We start from the raw sequence: 19,285 nt of genomic DNA, 5'->3' as shown, positions 1-19,285 counted from the left end.
ATAAAGAATATGATAGTAGACAAATTAGAAAACCTTAAGCAATATGAATCTTTGCATCCTTTATTTTCAGTAGCTAGGGCTTTTCTTGAATCACACGACTTAGAAACTATGGATTTGGGCAAGATCGAGTTAGAGAAAGATCGCCTAATGGTTAATATTGCGACCACCGGAATTAAGAACCGGGAAGCGGCCAGATTAGAGACTCATCATCAGTTTATCGATATTCAACTTCCGTTATCCGGATCTGAGATCATCGGATATACGCCGTCTAAGGATTGCTCTCCGGCAGACGCACCTTATAATGCTGAGAAGGATATTACCTTTTTTGAAGGTGAGGCGCAGACTTATATCACTCTTCATCCCGGAATGTTTGCCATCTTCTTCCCGGAAGATGGCCATGCTCCAGGCATTACTCCTAAAGAGATAAAGAAGGTGGTTGTGAAAGTCAGAGCATAAATAAATTAAAAGGTTATATGGAAAAGACACTTAAACTTATTCAGAATGATCCTTGGCTGGAGCCTTATAGCAAAGCCATCATGGGCAGATATGATCATGTACGGGAGAAAAAAGCGGAGTTGACCCGTAATGATGAACAGACTTTAAGTGACTTTGCTTCCGGTCATTTGTTTTATGGGTTGCATCGTACGTCCGAAGGCTGGATCTTTCGGGAATGGGCACCAAATGCTACTCGAATTTTTCTGGTTGGGACATTCAATCACTGGGAAGAGAGAGCAGAATATGAATTGAAAAGTATCGGTCATGGCAATTGGCAGGTCTTGATTCCGTTGGAGGTTCTGGCTCATGGTGATTTGTATAAACTGAAGGTTTATTGGCACGGCGGGTGCGGCGATCGAATACCGGCTTGGGCCACTCGTGTGGTTCAAGATTCGTCGACTGCGATCTTTTCTGCTCAGGTTTGGGCACCAACCGAACCGTATGTTTTTAAAACGAAGAAATATAAACCGCAAACTTCTCCGCTGTTGATTTATGAATGCCATGTCGGTATGGCTCAACAGGAAGAAAAGGTGGGAACTTATAATGAGTTTCGTGAAAAAGTTCTTCCAAGAATTGCGAAGGACGGCTATAATTGTATACAGGTTATGGCTATACAAGAGCATCCTTATTATGGGAGTTTCGGTTATCATGTATCCAGCTTCTTTGCGCCTTCGTCTCGTTTTGGAACGCCGGATGAGCTGAAGGCGTTGATTGATGAAGCGCACCGATTAGGTATCTCTGTCATCATGGATATTGTGCATTCTCATGCGGTGAAGAATGAAATGGAGGGCTTAGGTAATTTTGCCGGTGATCCGAATCAATACTTCTATCCGAATGAACGACGCGAACATCCGGCTTGGGATTCGCTTTGCTTTGACTATGGTAAAAATGAGGTGCTCCATTTCTTATTGTCTAACTGTAAATATTGGTTGGAAGAGTTCCGCTTTGATGGCTTTCGCTTCGATGGCGTGACTTCAATGCTGTATTATAGTCATGGCTTAGGGGAAGATTTCTGCAATTATGGTGACTATTATAACGGACACCAAGATGATAATGCCATTTGCTATCTGACTTTGGCTAATCAGCTCATTCATGAGATGAATCCTTTGGCTATCACTATTGCTGAGGAGGTTTCCGGTATGCCGGGATTGGCTGTTCCTGTGGCGGATGGTGGTTATGGCTTCGATTATCGCATGGCTATGAATATTCCGGATTATTGGATTAAAACCATCAAGGAAAAGGTGGATGAAGAATGGAAACCTTCTAGCCTATTCTGGGAGGTGACTAATCGCCGAAAGGATGAGAAGACGATCTCTTATGTCGAGAGTCATGATCAGGCTTTGGTGGGCGATAAAACAATTATATTCCGATTGATCGATGCGGATATGTATTGGCATATGCAGATCGGTGACGAGACTTATATGGTGAATCGCGGTATTGCTTTGCATAAGATGATTCGTTTGCTGACGGTGTCGACCATTAATGGCGGATATCTAAACTTCATGGGTAATGAGTTTGGCCATCCTGAATGGATTGACTTTCCGCGTGAAGGTAATGGCTGGTCTTGCCAATATGCTCGACGCCAATGGGACTTGGTCGATAATCAGAACCTGACGTATCATTACATGGGCGATTTTGATGTGGAGATGCTTAAGGTGGTGAAGAGTATAAAGAATTTCCAGAACAGTGAGATTCGTGAGATTTGGCATAACGATCAAGATCAGATCTTGGCTTATCAACGCAAGGATTTGATTTTTGTGTTTAACTTTAATCCTAAGCAGTCGTTTGCTGATTATGGACTTCTGGTTGCTCCGGGCGCTTATGAGGTTGTGCTGAACACGGATAGTAAGGCTTTTGGTGGTTATGGATTCTCCGACGATTCTTTAACTCATTTTACGCTCATCGATCCTCTATATAAGAAGGAGAAGAAGGAATGGTTGAAGTTATACATCCCGTCAAGATCGGCTGTCGTTCTACGAAAAAAGAAATAGTTTTAAAGAAACGGATTGGCATTTTAAATGCTGTCGCTTTAAACCAGCTGACTGAATAAATAAAGAGTCCCTTGAATTTCTTCGTTCAAGGGACTCTCTTTATTTTCGTTAATATGGATCGATCAGCCTTTGGCTTTTGCTGTTTTTGGGAGTACCCAATTCAATACGGCGTATCCGATAATTCCGGAAAGAATGGTGCCCGATATTACTCCAAACTTAGCTTGATTCAACAAGATCGGATGAGTCGTTCCAAACGAGAGATTAGCCACGAAGAGTGAAACGGTAAATCCAATACCTCCAAGTAAGGCTACTCCGGCAATGTTCTTCCAGTTCATTCCCATTGGCATTTGAGTAATGCCACTCTTTATCGTTAACCAAGTGAAGGAATAGATTCCAATGAACTTTCCTAAGAGTAGACCTAAAGCTACTCCAATACTCACCTCTCCTATTAGATCGGCATCGCCGTTGAACATCACTCCGGCGTTTACAAAAGCGAAGAGTGGCAGGATGATGAAGTTGACTGCACCGTGTAGGTTGTCTTCCAACGATTGAAGGGGACTGATCACGCGGTCGGATGCCGATTCTACAGCTTTTAGTTTGGCGATTTGCTGATTGTTTAATACGATATTTTCCTTCTTAGCATCAAGTTCCGGGAAGGTCGAGATCACCGTTCGGATATACTCTACATACTTGGTGACGTTGAGCTGAGGTTTAGCCGGAATAACTAAGGCTAAAAGCACTCCGGAAATGGTACTGTGAATACCGGATTGTAAGAACAGATACCAGATGATCACTCCGACAATCAGATAATATAGTTTTGCTGTAGCTCCATGTTTGCCTATGAAATAGAGGAATACATAAAGTACGGCTGCAACTAATAGATAGCCCCAAGATACGTGCGACGTATAATATAAGGCAATCACTAGAATGCCACCAATATCGTCAACAACAGCGAATGCAACTAGGAATACCTTTAAACTTAAAGGTACTCGACTGCCTAATAAACTTAAGACGCCTAATGAAAAAGCAATGTCTGTAGCCATTGGAATAGCTAAACCTTGTCCCATTGTGGTTCCCGGAGGACAGATGAACGAATAGATGAGCACTGGAATGATCATTCCACCACAAGCAGCTATGAACGGTAATATCGCTTTTCGGAATGAGGATAACTCGCCGACAAGCAACTCTCTTTTAATCTCTAAGCCAACAGATAGGAAGAAGATACTCATAAGCCCATCGTTGATAAACTCAATCATGGTCAGGTTCTTCCCATTGTGCGATAGTAGATTAAAATCACCAATTCGTAGATGCAGTTCATGAGACAGGAACTCCTGATATTCAGGCGCAATAGACGAATTTGCTATAATAGCAGCTCCTATTGCTGCTATAAACAGTAGGATACTCGATGCTAAACTTTCATTCGAGAATCGTTTCATTAGACCTAGTAACATTTCTTATATGTGTTTTTTAATAGTTTAATCTAGTAACTTCTTAAAGCCAACTTTTTCACCCAAACGACAAAAAGTCCGGTTAATACTAAATTCAAAACTAAGGTTAATACGGAGATAATCAAGGCTGGTCCTCCTAAATTATAGCCTAATGCTATAAATATGATGCCTGCTCCAACTTCTCCTCGAGTAAACATACCGATGGACAAAGCTAGTCGCTCGGTTAGTTTGCGATCTCTATAAAAGAATATCGGACACAGTTTACCTATGTTTGAAAGTAGAGAAACAACGAATACATGGAATAAGATCATCCCCCAAGACATGATGGGTTGAGATCCGGTTATGGAATGAGTGCCCATATGGCTCTCTGCAAAGTTGACTCCGATAAAGTGCGGCATGCTTAATCCGACTAAGAACATGAACAAAAACGAAACGCCGGTTGAAACGCGTCGTTCAATTGGGGTATCGTGTTCTTGATGCTTCATCATCATACCTAGAACAAAGGCTGGAAGAAGGACTTCAATATGGATGCTTCCCTCTTCTCCATAAAGTTGCTTCGATCCCCAATAGATAAGTTGGGTCGATAGGAAGACAAAAACAGCGTAGAATAAGATGGCTTTCCAATCTTGGCGCCATTCATGTTTATTGAGCTGTTTCCAACCGATCGATAATAATAGAAAGACGATAATGACTACAATGATGAGTTGCCATCTTAGGCCAATCATCATGATTTGTAGTGGTATCATCAACAGTATCGTATCTAAATCGTCGAAGATAGCTAGGATCTGTATCTTTTTATAGATCCAACTGCTTTTCAAGCCGATGGCGGCTAGCATGGTGAACAAAATTCCGGCAGAGGTAGGAGCCGCAAATCGGCTCAATAGAAGGTTTTCTTTCCATGCTTCCCAACTATTCCAATATTCGGGAGGGAGAAGAATGAATACATAGTAGAAAGCAATGATAAACCACGGCATAGCTGCTGTAGCCATTGCGATAAAGTAGTCTTGAGCATAGCTTTTCCATCGAGACTTGTCAAGGACAAACTCTCGACCGACATTGATCATTATAAAACTTAAGCAAACATATAGTAATACGTTTGCTACAGACTTAATTGGGTCATAAGCACTTCCACTTAACTGGGGTAGTACTTGTGAAACGAGTAGGCCTACCATTAAGAAGGCCGAGAAGGACAGAACTTTTCTCATTTATTTTATGGTTTTAAATGAAGTGATTGCCAAGAAAGCTCTGCAGACAGAGAACAATCACTATTTTACGTTACGAAATGAGAACATTTATTCAAAGAGCTTTCCTTGAATAAACATTCTACTTCGTATATTGTTTTAATCCAGTTTTAGCACAGCAAGAAAGGCTTTTTGAGGAACTTCAACATTACCAATTTGTTTCATACGTTTCTTTCCTTTCTTCTGCTTTTCTAGCAGTTTACGCTTACGACTGACGTCGCCTCCGTAACATTTCGCTGTAACGTCTTTACGAACGGCCTTGATCGTTTCCCGGGCAATAATTTTAGCTCCGATTGCAGCTTGAATGGCAATCTCAAATTGTTGTCTCGGGATCAGTTCTTTTAGCTTTTCGCACATTTTCCGTCCCATCTCATAGGCATTGTCAAAGTGGGTTAAGGTCGATAATGCATCAACCGATTCGCCATTGAGCAGAATGTCAAGCTTAACAAGCTTTGACGGACGGAAGCCCGCAGGATGGTAGTCAAAAGAGGCATACCCTTTTGATATACTTTTCAAGCGATCGTAAAAGTCGATCACAATCTCACCTAACGGCATTTTATAATGGATCTCCATTCGATTTCCGGAGATATATTCTTGTTTAACGAGTTCACCTCTTTTTCCTAAACAAAGCGTCATGATCGGACCGATATAGTCGCTCTTGGTAATGATTGAGGCGTTGATATAAGGCTCTTCGATATGATCGATTAGCGTTGGATCGGGCATTCCACCAGGGTTGTGTACCTCAGTCACTTCTCCTTGTTTGTCGTAAATGAGATAAGAAACGTTGGGAACGGTTGTGATCACATTCATATCGAACTCTCTATCCAAACGCTCTTGTATAATCTCCATGTGGAGCAATCCCAAGAAGCCACATCGGAATCCGAAGCCAAGGGCTAGTGAAGACTCCGGTTGGAAGGTTAGTGACGCATCGTTCAATTGCAATTTCTCTAATGAAGCACGAAGATCTTCAAAGTCTTCAGCTTCTATCGGGTATAAACCGGCAAAGACCATTGGTTTAACTTCTTCGAATCCCGAAATTGCTTTTGTACATGGACGTTCGATATGGGTAATCGTATCCCCTACTTTAACCTCTTTTGAGGTCTTAATTCCTGAAATAATATAGCCTACGTCACCGGTGCGCAATTCTTTGCGAGGCGACATTTGCAATTTGAGAACTCCAATTTCATCGGCATCGTACTCTTTCCCGGTATTGAAGAACTTTACTTTATCACCTGTACGAATTACTCCGTTCAAGATCTTGAAATAAGCGATGATACCACGGAAGGAGTTGAATACAGAGTCAAAGATCAAAGCTTGCAGCGGTTCTTCTTCGCTTCCTTTAGGATGAGGAATGCGCTCGATAACAGCTGCTAAAATCTCCTCTACTCCCATTCCTGTTTTTCCGGATGCCCGGATAATCTCTTCAGGATCGCATCCTAACAAGTCGACAATTTCATCTTCCACCTCTTCAGGCATTGCACTTGGCATATCGCACTTATTGATGACCGGAATGATCTCAAGATTATGGTCAATAGCCATGTAAAGGTTAGAAATGGTTTGGGCTTGTACGCCTTGCGAAGCATCTACAATAAGTAGTGCACCTTCGCAGGCTGCGATAGAACGTGAAACTTCGTATGAGAAGTCGACGTGTCCCGGAGTGTCAATGAGGTTGAGAATATACTTTTCACCTTTATATTGATATTCCATTTGTATGGCATGGCTTTTGATGGTGATTCCTCGCTCTTGTTCGAGTTCCATATCATCGAGCATTTGCCCTTTAGTCACCTGAATGGTTTTAGTATACTCTAATAATCGGTCGGCCAAAGTTGATTTACCATGATCAATATGAGCAATAATGCAAAAGTTACGTATATTCTTCATTTAATACTAATAAGTTTCTTAATTTCAATCGTTTAATGACAATTCATAATGCTTTGATCTACACCGCTTTCCTGGTTATTTGTCATGCGATATGGATAATAGCAAAAATTGTGCACAAATATAGTGAAAAAATAGGTGAAAATAAAATGTTGGATCTATTATCGAACCTTATCTTTTCTGGTAAGAGACGCTGCCAACAGTGAGCGTATTTCCACCACTATACTGATAATTCAGCGTTTCTGTTCGACCGGATTTGTGATCTAGTCGTAACACTGTTGGCGAGGCACTCCAGTTAAAGCTGGAAAACTCCTCTTCGGTCCCATCGTATGTGTTTGAAATATCTCCGGTTCCGTCGGCTTTTAGATTCAGATAAAACACTTCATGCGGATCATCATTAGAAATCCATGAGCCAACTAACCTCATCTCTGTGTCGGTTAGCTGTGTCTCTTCCTGCGTACAACTATTGATGAATAGCGGCAACAACAAAAGCAGTGCAAGTAATCCTTTCTTTCTTATCATCTGTGTATATAATTTGTAAGTTTATCAATAAGAGTCGATCGCTTTCTGATGAAATTACAGTTCGTGTATTCGATCTAGTTAAGGCGGCCGATTACTGTCAGAAAACTCAAACAAAGATAAAGATTTGTCGATGATTGATCACTATTTTTTAACAAATTTTAATTTGTATCTAGATCTGTTTTCTATACTGTATCGCTTTCATTTTGGGCATTCATAAATAATAATATTGCAAATTACAGTATATAAACATTAATTTATGTATAAAAAGAACTTGCAAAATGAATTAAAACCTATATTTGTTATCTTCAAATATAAGCCTATAGATAGATGATTACTAGATTTGTAGGTTTTAGACTATAATAGCCTTATATTTGTGATATTCATGTGTATATTCTATTACATCTTATAGCTATCATGAAAAAACTATTAATTATTTTCCTTTTTTTACAATGCATGGGCTCGATCAATGGACAAAACTGTCAAGTTGTTGTTGGAGCCGAGCGGCTTGAAACTTATACTCCCCTTCTTGACGGAAAGCGGATTGCGATCTTTTCTAATCATACGGGTATGGTTGGACAGCGTCATTTGCTCGATGTGCTTGTAGACCAGAAGTTTAATGTCACAGCAATCTTTTCCCCTGAGCATGGATTTCGTGGAACAGCCGATGCCGGGGAACATGTAGCCAGTTCTACTGATCCAACGACCGGAGTACCCATCCTTTCTCTTTATGATGGAAATTCTAAAAAGCCATCTAAATCGTCGATGCAGAAGTTCGATCTCCTAGTCGTTGATATCCAAGATGTCGGACTCCGTTTCTATACCTATTATATCTCAATGTTCCGATTGATGGATGTTTGTGCGGAATACAAGAAAAAAGTTGTTTTGCTCGACCGTCCGAACCCTAACGGATTTTATGTTGACGGTCCGCTGTTGGATATGAAGTACCAGTCGGGTGTCGGTGCGTTACCTATTCCGGTTGTGCACGGTATGACCCTCGGTGAATTGGCACAAATGATTAATGGCGAACGCTGGCTTTCCAATGGACGGGTTTGTGATTTAACCGTAATCCCTTGTCTGAATTACACTCATCAAACGAAATATCGATTACCGATTCCTCCTTCTCCTAATTTACCTAACATGAAATCGGTTTACTTATATCCGTCGACTTGCCTATTCGAGGCGACTCCCGTAAGCTTAGGACGAGGTACCGAACTTCCTTTTCAGATCTATGGTCACCCCGATATGAAGGGATATCATTATGAGTTTACGCCAAAAAGTAAGCCCGGAGCACAACATCCGCCTCAAGAAAATAAGACCTGTTACGGGGTTGACCTTAGTCAGCTGAGCGATGAACTGATCTGGAGCAAAGGCCTCGATTTGAGCTATGTGATCGATGCTTACCGTAACTTAAACCTTGGAGACCGTTTCTTTCGTTCGTTCTTTGAGCGTCTGATTGGTAATGGAGAGATCCGAAAAATGATTGAACAAGGTAAGAGTGCCGAAGAGATTAAAGCCACTTGGCAAGACGATGTCGAGAAGTTTAAGAAGCAACGGAAACCTTATTTACTCTACAAAGAATAATTCTAAACTTATAAAAACCCTTTGTCATGACACCTACTTCTATATTACTGACCATTGCTGCTTATTTTATCGTTTTATTTCTGGTCTCTTATCTTGCCGGGCGTAAAGCCGATAATGCCGGATTCTTTGTTGGTAACCGACAGTCGGCATGGTACATGGTCGCTTTAGCCATGATTGGTTCGAGCATTTCGGGAGTGACTTATGTTTCTGTTCCGGGAATGGTTGAAGCCAAAAGTTTCTCTTATCTTCAGATGGTTATGGGATTTGTTGTGGGGCAATTCATTATTGCCTTTATCTTAATCCCACTATTTTACCGCATGAATCTCGTGTCGATCTATGAATACCTTGAGAATCGCTTCGGTCGGTTCTCTTATCGCACAGGTGCTTATTTCTTTTTTCTATCGAAAATGTTAGGTGCTGCTGTGCGTTTGTTCTTAGTCTGCATCACACTACAGTTCTTAGTGTTTACTCCGTTAAATATCCCGTTCTATATCAATGTGGCCTTGACGGTTGCTCTTGTGTGGCTGTATACGTTTCGTGGTGGAGTAAAATCCTTAATTTGGACCGATACACTAAAAACCTTTTGTTTGGTTGTCTCTGTCGGTCTATGTATTTATTATATCGCTTCCGATTTGGAATTTAGTTTCAGTGGGATGCTTAAAAATGTTTCCGAAAGTTCTCTGTCTCAGCTGTTCTTCTTAGAAGATGGAAATGATAAACGGTATTTCTTTAAACAGTTTTTGGCCGGAATCTTTACGGTGATTGCGATGACGGGGCTCGACCAAGATATGATGCAACGAAACTTGAGTTGTCGGAATTTTAAAGACTCACAGAAAAACATCATGACGAGTGCCATTTGTCAGCTATTCATTAACTTGCTATTTTTGACTCTTGGCGTTCTATTGTATCTTTATATTGCTCGCAATGGCATTGAAGCTCCCAAGAATAGCGATGAACTTTTCCCGATGATTGCTACCGGAGGATATTTCCCGATGATTGTCGGCATACTCTTTATCATCGGCTTTATTTCCTCAGCTTACTCGGCAGCGGGATCGGCTCTTACGGCTTTAACGACCTCTTTTACGGTCGACATCGTAGGCACAAAAGGGAAAACCGAGGCCGAAGTCCTTCGCTTGCGTAAGCGAATTCATGTTGGTATGGCGGTGACTATGGGAGTCGTAATTATTATTTTTAATTTGCTGAATAATACGAGTGTGATTGATGCTGTTTATGTTTTGGCCAGTTACACCTATGGTCCTATTCTGGGACTGTTTGCTTTTGGCATTTTAACGAAAGAACGCGTGCATGATCGTTTCATTCCTTTGGTGGCTATTGCCTCTCCTTTGCTCTGTTACATCCTTCAGAGTCATTCGGAAGCCTGGTTTAATGGCTATCAGTTTAGCTATGAATTATTATTATTCAATGCCTTCTTTACTTTTGCCGGACTCTGCTTCTTCATCAAAAGAGACCGAAGTGAGAATTTAAAAACAAAATAAACGTTATGATGAGAACTATTGTTAGTGTCGGTTTGCTCCTATTCTCAATAGGCGTTTCTCTGTCGGCACAATCTCTTCGAAGGGTTACGCCCGATAAGGTTGGTCTAAGTGCTAAACAGTTGGCTTATGCCGATGAGTCTATTCAGAGAGCGATATCCGACAAAGAAATACCCGGTGCCGTACTGATGGTGGTTCGGCATCAGAAAATTGCTTATCTGAAGGCTTACGGGAATAAGCGTTTGGAGCCTCAGGTTGAACCGATGGATATTCATACGGTATTCGACTTGGCTTCATGCACCAAGCCTGTGGCAACTGCCATAAGTACGATGATCTTGGTCGAACGGGGATTGTTACGGTTTGAAGATCCCGTGAGTCGGTTTCTTCCTCATTTTCAAGGGTGGATAGACGATTCCGGTAAAGAGACGCCGATTCGCGTTATCGATCTCTTGACGCATACCTCGGGACTTCCTGCATATGCTCCGGTTTCTGAACTTCAGAAGCAATACGGGCGACTTCATCCGGAAGGGTTGGTGACCTACATCTCTGAATGTAAGCGTCATTTTAAGCCACAGGCTCAGTTCCAGTACAGTTGTCTTAACTATATCACTCTGCAACAGATCATTCAGAAGATTAGCGGACAAAACTTGCGAGACTTTGCCAAGCAGAACATCTTTGACGTACTTGGCATGAAACATACCGATTTCCTGCCACTTAAAGAAGAGGAAAATGGTTTTTGGGGCAACTTAACTTGTCCGGCATGGCAGAAAGATATTGCGCCGACCGAACAACAATCCAACGGACAGATCCTTTGCGGACAAGTTCATGACCCTTTGGCACGCGTGATGAATGGCGGGATTTCGGGTAATGCGGGACTCTTTTCGAATGCGAACGATCTAGCTATTCTTGTGACTAGCTTATTGAATGGAGGGGCTTATAAAGGGCATCGTATTCTCAGTAAGCTTGCCGTTAATGCCATGTTTACGGTACCACGCGGATTGGAATCGTTTGGACGTACACCGGGATGGGATTCTTACTCGGCTTATTCATCGAATAAGGGAAACTTGTTGGGATTGCATACGGTTGGACATACGGGCTACACCGGTACGTCTATTGTGATTGATCCCGATCATGATTTAGCCATCATCTTATTGACCAATGCCGTACATCCCAAAGATGTGACGAGCGTGGTTCGTTTGCGTGGAATGGTCGCTAACACAGTGGCTGCCTCAGTGCTGAAATAAATAGCCTTTATATAACTAATGTGCGCCGATGAGTAGACTTACCCATCGGCGCACATTTTCGTTTAATGCTTAGCGACTAGCTTAGTCGGATAAACCACTCGCCTTCTATCTCTTCCATCGATAGTTTATCTTCTCTTAGTAACCACCCTAAGCCTAGATGAAGATCCTTCTCATTGAGCTTAGCTTTTTTCTTCAGTTCTTTCAGTGTCATTCCTTCAGTACCATTGAGTGCTGTCCAGATTTTACCGGCTATTTCGCCTGCTTTTTCTTTCCACATTTTGTTAGTCATTTAAAGTTCGACATACTTATCACCTTCAATCAGAGGTGAAAAGGGTTAGTTTGAATAATGCAAATGTAGTAAAAAAAGTATAAAGTAAACAAAGAAGTTTGTAAAACTTAATAAAAATGTAATATAATGATTCTGGAATAGACGATTTTATTTCTTTTCGATATGTTCCACCCAGATTCGCGCAGCTTCTTCTACCATCTTTGCGCAAGGGCGTTTTGCGTAGTATTGTGTGGTGCGTTCTTCCGGTTGTGACGTCATATTTTCCTTGGGGCGTAATCCTAAAAGTTCTGCACAAATCATTGATCCGTTTCTCTTTTTAAATTCTTCGGCTAATTCCTGAACCAAAGCATAATTGGCTGCTTTTCCTTGTCGGTCTGTTGCTTCTACAGCTCCATTTTCTAGTCCGGCCAACAAAAACATGCCGCACGCTGCGCCACAGGTTTCTCGCATTCGTCCGATTCCTCCGCCAAAGGATGCCGCCATGCGTAAAGCTTGTTCTTGATCGAATCCGTACATATCAGCGAAAGCAGCAACAACCGATTGAGAGCAGTTATATCCGCTCTTAAACAGTTCTACTGCTTTTTCTACTCTTTCTTCCATTTCATTTTATTTTTTGTTGCGTTGCAAAAGTACAAAAAACGCCGGTTATCTGTATTTCAACCGATGCATTATTTGTGAGGAACAGGGTGGGATGCCCTACTCTATTCCATTTCCAACGCCATCGGACAATGATCGGAATGCACGACTTCATTGAGTAGGCGTGCCGATTTTAAAGACGATCGTAAACTTTCGGTGGTCATGCAATAATCAATTCGCCAGCCTTTATTCTTTGCGCGTGAATTAAACCGATAACTCCACCAAGTATATTGTTGTTTATCGGGATAAAGCGTGCGGAACGAATCGACAAATCCAGAGGACAAGAAACCGGTCATCCATTCTCTCTCTTCGGGCAAGAAACCACTATTCGTCGCATTACGTACCGGATCGTGAATATCTATCGGTTCGTGACAGATGTTGTAATCTCCGCATAAAACGAGTTTAGGGCGTTTTTTCTCTAGATCGAGCACATAGCGTTGAAAGGCATCCAGCCATCCCATTTTGAAGGCTTGACGTTCGTCGCCGGTGGTACCCGACGGATGGTAAACGCTGACAACCGAAAGGTCTCCGAAATCGGCTCGAATAAAACGTCCTTCGGCGTCGTACTGATCTATTCCCATGCCATATTCTACATGATCGGGTTTCTGTTTACAGAGAATGGCAACGCCGCTGTAACCTTTCTTTTGGGCACAATGAATATACGACTGATAACCTAAAGCATCGAATACTTCACCGGGATATTGATCGGGCTGAAGCTTAAGTTCCTGAAGGCACAACACATCGGGATTCTCTTCTTTTAACCAGTCGGCGAACCCTTTAGTTAGAGCTGCGCGTAATCCGTTGACATTATAGGTGATGATTTTCATGATCTTTTCATTTGTTGTTCGTATTCTAGTAATCTTTTCTTTCGCTCTATTCCCCAGTGATAACCTCCCAACTTGCCGGAAGAGGTTAGTACTCGGTGGCAAGGGACGATAATCGACAGATTATTGCGCCCAATTGCTGTTCCAACGGCACGCACAGCCTTTGGACGGCCAATCTGTTCGGCAATGGCTTTGTAGGATGTTCGCTCTCCAAAAGGTATGTTCATTAAAGCTTTCCATACTTCTTTCTGAAATGGTGTACCATGAAATCGAAGAGGCACGCGACAAGGTTCAGTGGTCCGGCTAGTTAAGAAAGTGAGGCCTTCACGAAGATGATCGTCGGTGCCTTCTTGAAAAAGGGTGACCTCTTTGAGTCTTGCTTTCAAATCGTCTAAAGCCGATGAACGATCGTTATCGGTAAAGCCCACGAAACAGAGTCCTTTACCATCGGAAGCCATTAAGACTTCTCCTAAGGTGTGGTTGAAAAATAGATAGTGAATCGTCATGATGTCTGTTTTTTATGAGAATAAAAGCATGATATTCAATATAGAAACGATCGTGGCAATGGTGTAAAGCACAAAAGTACTCCATCTGCTGTTGACGTATTTACCCATGACCCGACTCGATGACGTTAGGCTGACTTGCAGGAAAACGGTGAACGGCAATTGGATACTCAGAATCATCTGTGAGATCAGTAACCCTTTAAACGGATTGCCAATGAAGAAGATCAAGAGTAAGGCTAGTCCTAAGGAGAGTAGTACGCCGAGTTGTGAATGTACATCTTTAATGTGATACGACTCTCCAAATATACCGGCAAAGATTGATCCGGCAGCCATGCCGCTTGTGATCGTTGACGAAACTCCTGCCATAAGTAAGGCCAATGCAAAAATAATCGCTGCATTATTGCCGAGCAGAGGCTCGAGTAATGATTTGGCTTGTTGCAACTCGCCTACCTGAATATTGTTCTTAAAAAAAGTTGCCGCAGCCAGAAGGATCATTGCGCTATTAATGGCCCATCCCACAATCATGGAGAACAGGGTGTCAAACAACTCGTACTTCAACACCTTTTGGATGGAAGCATCGTCTTTTTTATTGTATTCGTGGCTCTGTATCACCTCAGAATGTAAGAATAGGTTGTGTGGCATGACTACCGCACCTAAGACGCTCATCACAATAAGCATACTTCCCTCGGGGATGGAAGGGGTCACCCACCCTTTTGCGGCCATTGGCCAATCGATATCTACCAGAAAAAGCTCATAGATGAAAGAGAGACCGATGACTGATACAAATGCCACAATCGACCGCTCGATCTTCTTGTACGAATTGGTGAACAACATGATCGAGACAAAGACCGTGGTGAGTATCGCTCCCCAGACAATCGAAATGCCGAATAACATCTGCAGAGCGATGGCGCCGCCTAAGATCTCGGCTAGAGAGGTTGAGATAGAGGCTAAAATGGCTGTACCCAATATTGGGCGTGAGACCCACTTTGGAGTATATTTCGTGGCTGCTTCCGACAAGCATAGACCGGTAACGATACCCAAGTGAGCTACGTTGTGTTGCAGGATAATCAACATCGCCGTCGATAAAGTCACCACCCATAGTAAGGTGTAACCAAATTCAGAACCGGCAGCAAAGTTAGAGGCCCAATTTCCGGGATCGATAAAGCCAACAGTGACCAATAACCCGGGACCAATATATTTAAAGACATCCAAACCGCCAAGGTAGCGTTTGTGGTCGCTCTTCTTTAATTCTTTTAAAAAATGTTTCATGCGTTTATTTTGTTTACTTATTTACAAATATATCTATTATGAACGGGCTTTCATCGTTTTTGGTTCAAAATACCGATAAATAGCGAGTCGAAATTAGAACCATTCGTAGGCCGAGCCTCTTGTAAACAAGAATTTTGATCTACGAAAAATAAACAATTGATCTAAAAAAAAAGATCAGCTTCGGGGTTTAATGCCCAAAGCTGATCTTTTTTTTATATGATTCGATGGTCAGTCCATCAATACCCCATCTCATGCAAAGCACGACAGAGCTGGTCGGGACAAGAAGTCGGACGACCTCCACAGTGGATCCCTTCTAGTCTGGTGAGGACTTCCTCAACCTTCATGCCTTTAACAAGTGATGAGATGCCTTGTAGATTACCATTACATCCCCCGTCGAAGGAAACCTCCTTAAGAACGTTTTCCTCAATGGTTAGATGAATATGTGTACTACAAGTTCCTTTCGTTTTGAACGTATACTCCATGCCGAATTATTCTTCTCCTCCTTCAGCAGGTTTCATATTCGTATAAACGTTCTGTACGTCTTCATCGTCTTCCAGGCGTTCTACCATCTTGTCGATTGTAGCGCGTTGCTCGTCATTCAACTCTTTCTCGTCGTTTGGAATACGGGTAAATTCGGCTGCTTTAACTTCAAAACCGTTGTCTTCAAGATATTTTTGGATTTGGCTGAACGATTTAGGATCACCATACAACGTGATTTCGTTTTCTTCCTCATCCATATCGTAATCATCTTCTACTCCGAAGTCGATCAACTCAAGAATCAGCTCGTCCATATCGACTCCCTCTTTAGGAGTGATGGTAAACATTGATTTGCGAGTGAAGATGAAGTCAAGACTACCTGAAGTACCCAATGAACCTCCAAGTTTATTGAAGATACTGCGTACGTTAGCTACGGTACGTGTAGTATTGTCGGTTGCTGTTTCCACATATACCGCAATACCGAAAGGACCGTATCCTTCGTAGTTCATTTCCTTGTAATCTTTCTGATCTTTACCTAATGCGTTCTTGATAGCGCGTTCAACGTTATCCTTCGGCATGTTCTCACGTTTCGCAGTAGCGATCACAGCACGAAGATGCGGGTTGTTTTCCGCATCGGCACCACCCTCTTTTACTGCAATTGCAATTTGTTTGCCGATTCTAGTAAATGTACGGGCCATGTTGCCCCATCTTTTAAGCTTGGTCGCTTTTCTATATTCAAACGCTCTTCCCATTGGTTTTATATTTTGTATGAAATTTAATAGATTCTATTATCTTAATTTGGCTTCCAATCGTGTTTCGAAGTTTCTCACCAATTTAGACATGATTTTATCGATCGTCTTTTCGTCGAGTGTCTTAGTTTCATCCTGTAAGAAGAAACTTACTGCATACGATTTCTTTCCGGCCTCTAGATTCTTGCCTTCGTAAACATCGAACAAAGTCACCTCTTTCAATAGTTTACGTTCAGTTTCGAATGCCATCTTTTCGATATCGGCAAACTCCACTTTCTGGTCGATCAATAGAGCCAAGTCGCGTTTTACTACCGGATATTTAGAGATCTCATGATAGCTGACTTTAGTTGAACGAATGGCTTTCATCAACTCTTTCCAGTTCAAGTCGGCATAGTACACCTCATTATCGATGTCGAAAGCCTTCAATAGCTTCTTAGTCACAATACCAAATGTAGCCAAACATTTGCCACCTCTAGTGTTCACCGATAAAGCAGTTGAATAGATATCATTAGTCAGCTGACCAACAACCAACTGGTGTAAATCGAGTCCCAAACGTTTCAAGATATTTTCCACATAAGCCTTAAGCTCATAAACCGAACTATTCTGATCGGCATGTGCCCAAGAGTTAGAATACGTCTTACCGGTTACCCACAAGCCTAAGTGGTACTCTTCAGAATAAGGTGCAAGTACTTTCTCTGCATTCTTCTTTTCTCCGTTGTAATGGTAACAGTTACCAAATTCGAAGAATTTCAAATCGGCATTCTTACGGTTGGCATTGTGAGCAACGCTCTCTAATCCACCGAAAAGAAGAGACTGACGCATCGCGTTCAAGTCGTTACTCAACGGGTTAAGTAACATTACCGATTGGTTAGCCGGATAAGTCTCCAGACCTTCATAATAGCCGGCACAAGTCAACGAGTTGTTTAAGATTTCATTGAATCCACAGCCGACCAATTGCTCTGCCACTAAGTTTTGCAATTTGTTCGAACGATCTTCATCACCTTTTGTGGTCAGACTTGATTTCAAAGTTGTAGGGATCTCTACATTATTATATCCGTAGATACGTAAGATATCTTCGATCACGTCACAGTCGCGTTGTACATCTACACGGTAAGGAGGTACGGCCAATGTCAATCCTTCAGCAGTTTCGGCTGTGATTTTCATTTCCAAGCTAGTGACAATGTTCTTCACGGTCTCTGTCGGGATGACTTTACCGATCAATGTGTTTACTTTCTGATAAGGCAACTCTACCACGAAGTCTTGAATGGTTTCGCTGCATACATCTTTGATCTCGCTAGAGATGGTACCTCCGGCCAATTCTTTGATCATCAATGCTGCAAGTTTCAAACAATACATCACATTGTTCGGATCCACTCCACGTTCGAAACGGAACGAGGCATCGGTATTCAATCCATGACGACGAGCGGCTTTACGCACCCATGTTGGGTGGAAATAAGCACTTTCGATAAAGATGTTCACCGTTTGTTCGGTCGATCCCGATTTTAATCCGCCAAAGACACCGGCAATACACATCGCTTCTTCCTTGTTGCAGATCATTAAGTCGCGTTCGTTCAACGAGCGTTCTACTTCATCGAGCGTAACGAACTTTGTACCTTCCGGTAGAGTTTTAACAATAACTTCACCGCCTTTGATCTGATCAGCATCAAAGCAATGTAACGGTTGTCCGAAAGCATGAACGATGTAGTTGGTGATATCCACCACATTATTGATAGGGCGTACGCCGATGAGACGAAGCTGGTTTTGCAACCATTCCGGACTCTCTTTAACGGTTACTCCTTTTACGGTAACGCCGGCATAGTGTGGACACGCTTCTTTGTTTTCTACACTAACCTCTATATCTAAATCGTGATTGTCAATAGAAAAACCTTCAACCGAAGGACGTATTAGAGTCGCTGTGCGACCGTTCTGCAAAAGATAAGCATAAAGGTCGCGAGCTACACCATAGTGTGAGCAAGCATCTGCACGGTTAGGAGTAATATCCACTTCCAACACGTAGTCGCTCTTGATGTTATAATAATCTTTAGCCAATGTACCCGGAACAGCTGTTGCCGGTAATTCGATAATACCATCGTGAGAAGTTCCGATGCCAATCTCATCTTCAGCACAAATCATGCCTGTTGATTCAACACCGCGTATTTTCGATTTTTTTATTGTAAAACACTCATCGCCATCGTAAAGTTTAGTGCCAAGTGTAGCGACTACAACCTTTTGTCCGGCAGCTACATTCGCAGCACCGCAAACAATCTGCGTAGGTTCGTCACCACCTAGATTAACAGTAGTAATGTGTAAATGGTCAGAATTAGGATGTTCAACACAAGTCAGTACTTCACCGATAACAAGGCCTTCCAAGCCTCCTTTAATGGTTTGAACTTCTTCCACGCTACCGGTCTCAAGACCAATTGAAGTTAGCGCAGCAGCAACTTCATCAGGTGTTAAATCGAAGTCAACATACTCTTTCAGCCAGTTATAAGAAATGTTCATATTATTTTATTTTTTGTTGTTTCTCAAAAGATTTGCAAATTTAATAAGAATTTTTGTTATGGCACCACAGAATGTGGATATTCACACATAATTTTCTTATTCTTAGACCTCACAGATGCCCCACTTCTCTCTAAATAGAAAGA

16 protein-coding genes and 1 pseudogene are annotated in these 19,285 nt (G+C 42.1%); 5 read left to right on the top strand and 12 right to left on the bottom strand.

Going from position 1 to position 19,285, the window contains the following annotated elements; genetic code table 11:
* Nucleotides 1–9 precede the first annotated feature (9 nt).
* Together AC4PG5_RS03900 and AC4PG5_RS03895 are read left to right on the top strand one after the other, a co-directional pair.
* A complete protein-coding gene (locus AC4PG5_RS03900) occupies nt 10–456 on the top strand; it encodes a NanQ anomerase/TabA/YiaL family protein (RefSeq protein WP_492030152.1) in 447 nt (148 codons plus the stop codon).
* A gap of 17 nt (nt 457–473) precedes the next feature.
* The gene (locus AC4PG5_RS03895) at nt 474–2,486 is read left to right on the top strand and encodes an alpha amylase C-terminal domain-containing protein (RefSeq protein WP_492030151.1); all 2,013 of its coding nucleotides are present in this window, start codon (nt 474–476) and stop codon (nt 2,484–2,486) included.
* 122 nt (nt 2,487–2,608) lie between these two features.
* On the opposite strand, the gene nhaA is transcribed toward AC4PG5_RS03895, so the two are convergent.
* The 4 genes from nhaA to AC4PG5_RS03875 all read right to left on the bottom strand — a co-directional run bounded on the left by nhaA (nt 2,609) and on the right by AC4PG5_RS03875 (nt 7,575).
* On the bottom strand, nt 2,609–3,937 hold the full coding sequence (gene nhaA, locus AC4PG5_RS03890; RefSeq protein ID WP_492030150.1) for a Na+/H+ antiporter NhaA: 1,329 nt from the start codon (nt 3,935–3,937) through the stop codon (nt 2,609–2,611).
* Nucleotides 3,938–3,966: 29 nt separating this feature from the next.
* Nucleotides 3,967–5,139: a sodium:proton antiporter gene (locus AC4PG5_RS03885; RefSeq protein ID WP_492030149.1), complete on the bottom strand. Its 1,173-nt coding sequence runs from the start codon at nt 5,137–5,139 to the stop codon at nt 3,967–3,969.
* Nucleotides 5,140–5,274: 135 nt separating this feature from the next.
* Nucleotides 5,275–7,056 carry a translation elongation factor 4 gene (gene lepA, locus AC4PG5_RS03880; RefSeq protein ID WP_492030148.1) on the bottom strand — a complete coding sequence of 594 codons (1,782 nt, stop codon included), beginning with the start codon at nt 7,054–7,056 and terminating at the stop codon, nt 5,275–5,277.
* 168 nt (nt 7,057–7,224) lie between these two features.
* Nucleotides 7,225–7,575, bottom strand: a complete 351-nt coding sequence (locus AC4PG5_RS03875) for a hypothetical protein (RefSeq protein WP_492030147.1) — start codon at nt 7,573–7,575, stop codon at nt 7,225–7,227.
* Nucleotides 7,576–7,989: 414 nt separating this feature from the next.
* Here AC4PG5_RS03875 and AC4PG5_RS03870 point away from each other — a divergent pair, with 414 nt between their 5' ends.
* The 3 genes and pseudogenes from AC4PG5_RS03870 to AC4PG5_RS03860 form a co-directional block, all read left to right on the top strand.
* Complete coding sequence (locus AC4PG5_RS03870) at nt 7,990–9,156, top strand: exo-beta-N-acetylmuramidase NamZ family protein (RefSeq protein WP_492030146.1); 1,167 nt, start codon at nt 7,990–7,992, stop codon at nt 9,154–9,156.
* A gap of 26 nt (nt 9,157–9,182) precedes the next feature.
* Nucleotides 9,183–10,652 (top strand): sodium:solute symporter, encoded by a 1,470-nt coding sequence (locus tag AC4PG5_RS03865; RefSeq protein WP_492030145.1) that lies wholly within the window; start codon nt 9,183–9,185, stop codon nt 10,650–10,652.
* Nucleotides 10,653–10,657: 5 nt separating this feature from the next.
* A pseudogene (locus AC4PG5_RS03860) lies at nt 10,658–11,884 on the top strand (serine hydrolase domain-containing protein); the annotation flags it as partial.
* Nucleotides 11,885–11,969: 85 nt separating this feature from the next.
* Here AC4PG5_RS03860 and AC4PG5_RS03855 read toward each other — a convergent pair.
* The 8 genes from AC4PG5_RS03855 to pheT all read right to left on the bottom strand — a co-directional run bounded on the left by AC4PG5_RS03855 (nt 11,970) and on the right by pheT (nt 19,142).
* Nucleotides 11,970–12,170, bottom strand: a complete 201-nt coding sequence (locus AC4PG5_RS03855) for a winged helix-turn-helix domain-containing protein (protein ID WP_492030144.1) — start codon at nt 12,168–12,170, stop codon at nt 11,970–11,972.
* Between the two features lie 159 nt (nt 12,171–12,329).
* The gene (locus tag AC4PG5_RS03850) at nt 12,330–12,782 is read right to left on the bottom strand and encodes a C-GCAxxG-C-C family protein (protein ID WP_492030143.1); all 453 of its coding nucleotides are present in this window, start codon (nt 12,780–12,782) and stop codon (nt 12,330–12,332) included.
* A gap of 101 nt (nt 12,783–12,883) precedes the next feature.
* Nucleotides 12,884–13,645 (bottom strand): exodeoxyribonuclease III, encoded by a 762-nt coding sequence (locus AC4PG5_RS03845; RefSeq protein WP_492030142.1) that lies wholly within the window; start codon nt 13,643–13,645, stop codon nt 12,884–12,886.
* A complete protein-coding gene (locus AC4PG5_RS03840) occupies nt 13,642–14,148 on the bottom strand; it encodes a methylated-DNA--[protein]-cysteine S-methyltransferase (protein WP_492030141.1) in 507 nt (168 codons plus the stop codon). Before AC4PG5_RS03840 ends, AC4PG5_RS03845 begins: the two co-directional genes overlap by 4 nt.
* 12 nt (nt 14,149–14,160) lie before the next feature.
* The gene (locus tag AC4PG5_RS03835) at nt 14,161–15,414 is read right to left on the bottom strand and encodes an Nramp family divalent metal transporter (protein WP_492030140.1); all 1,254 of its coding nucleotides are present in this window, start codon (nt 15,412–15,414) and stop codon (nt 14,161–14,163) included.
* A gap of 236 nt (nt 15,415–15,650) precedes the next feature.
* The gene (locus AC4PG5_RS03830; protein ID WP_492030139.1) at nt 15,651–15,896 is read right to left on the bottom strand and encodes a TIGR03905 family TSCPD domain-containing protein; all 246 of its coding nucleotides are present in this window, start codon (nt 15,894–15,896) and stop codon (nt 15,651–15,653) included.
* 6 nt (nt 15,897–15,902) lie between these two features.
* Nucleotides 15,903–16,643: a YebC/PmpR family DNA-binding transcriptional regulator gene (locus AC4PG5_RS03825; RefSeq protein WP_492030138.1), complete on the bottom strand. Its 741-nt coding sequence runs from the start codon at nt 16,641–16,643 to the stop codon at nt 15,903–15,905.
* 36 nt (nt 16,644–16,679) lie between these two features.
* Nucleotides 16,680–19,142 carry a phenylalanine--tRNA ligase subunit beta gene (pheT, locus tag AC4PG5_RS03820; RefSeq protein ID WP_492030137.1) on the bottom strand — a complete coding sequence of 821 codons (2,463 nt, stop codon included), beginning with the start codon at nt 19,140–19,142 and terminating at the stop codon, nt 16,680–16,682.
* Between the last annotated feature and the right edge of the window lie 143 nt (nt 19,143–19,285).

Source organism: Bacteroides sp. QWL-09 (genome assembly GCF_058683585.1).
This window is presented reverse-complemented; position numbering and strand designations above follow the sequence as displayed.

Excerpts from the sequence above, each read along its gene's own strand:
- AC4PG5_RS03900 (WP_492030152.1), top strand. The coding sequence starts at position 10 with ATGATAGTAGACAAATTAGAAAACCTTAAGCAATATGAATCTTTGCAT.
- AC4PG5_RS03895 (WP_492030151.1), top strand. The coding sequence starts at position 474 with ATGGAAAAGACACTTAAACTTATTCAGAATGATCCTTGGCTGGAGCCT.
- nhaA (WP_492030150.1), bottom strand. The coding sequence starts at position 3,937 with ATGTTACTAGGTCTAATGAAACGATTCTCGAATGAAAGTTTAGCATCG.
- AC4PG5_RS03885 (WP_492030149.1), bottom strand. The coding sequence starts at position 5,139 with ATGAGAAAAGTTCTGTCCTTCTCGGCCTTCTTAATGGTAGGCCTACTC.
- lepA (WP_492030148.1), bottom strand. The coding sequence starts at position 7,056 with ATGAAGAATATACGTAACTTTTGCATTATTGCTCATATTGATCATGGT.
- AC4PG5_RS03875 (WP_492030147.1), bottom strand. The coding sequence starts at position 7,575 with ATGATAAGAAAGAAAGGATTACTTGCACTGCTTTTGTTGTTGCCGCTA.
- AC4PG5_RS03870 (WP_492030146.1), top strand. The coding sequence starts at position 7,990 with ATGAAAAAACTATTAATTATTTTCCTTTTTTTACAATGCATGGGCTCG.
- AC4PG5_RS03865 (WP_492030145.1), top strand. The coding sequence starts at position 9,183 with ATGACACCTACTTCTATATTACTGACCATTGCTGCTTATTTTATCGTT.
- AC4PG5_RS03855 (WP_492030144.1), bottom strand. The coding sequence starts at position 12,170 with ATGTGGAAAGAAAAAGCAGGCGAAATAGCCGGTAAAATCTGGACAGCA.
- AC4PG5_RS03850 (WP_492030143.1), bottom strand. The coding sequence starts at position 12,782 with ATGGAAGAAAGAGTAGAAAAAGCAGTAGAACTGTTTAAGAGCGGATAT.
- AC4PG5_RS03845 (WP_492030142.1), bottom strand. The coding sequence starts at position 13,645 with ATGAAAATCATCACCTATAATGTCAACGGATTACGCGCAGCTCTAACT.
- AC4PG5_RS03840 (WP_492030141.1), bottom strand. The coding sequence starts at position 14,148 with ATGACGATTCACTATCTATTTTTCAACCACACCTTAGGAGAAGTCTTA.
- AC4PG5_RS03835 (WP_492030140.1), bottom strand. The coding sequence starts at position 15,414 with ATGAAACATTTTTTAAAAGAATTAAAGAAGAGCGACCACAAACGCTAC.
- AC4PG5_RS03830 (WP_492030139.1), bottom strand. The coding sequence starts at position 15,896 with ATGGAGTATACGTTCAAAACGAAAGGAACTTGTAGTACACATATTCAT.
- AC4PG5_RS03825 (WP_492030138.1), bottom strand. The coding sequence starts at position 16,643 with ATGGGAAGAGCGTTTGAATATAGAAAAGCGACCAAGCTTAAAAGATGG.
- pheT (WP_492030137.1), bottom strand. The coding sequence starts at position 19,142 with ATGAACATTTCTTATAACTGGCTGAAAGAGTATGTTGACTTCGATTTA.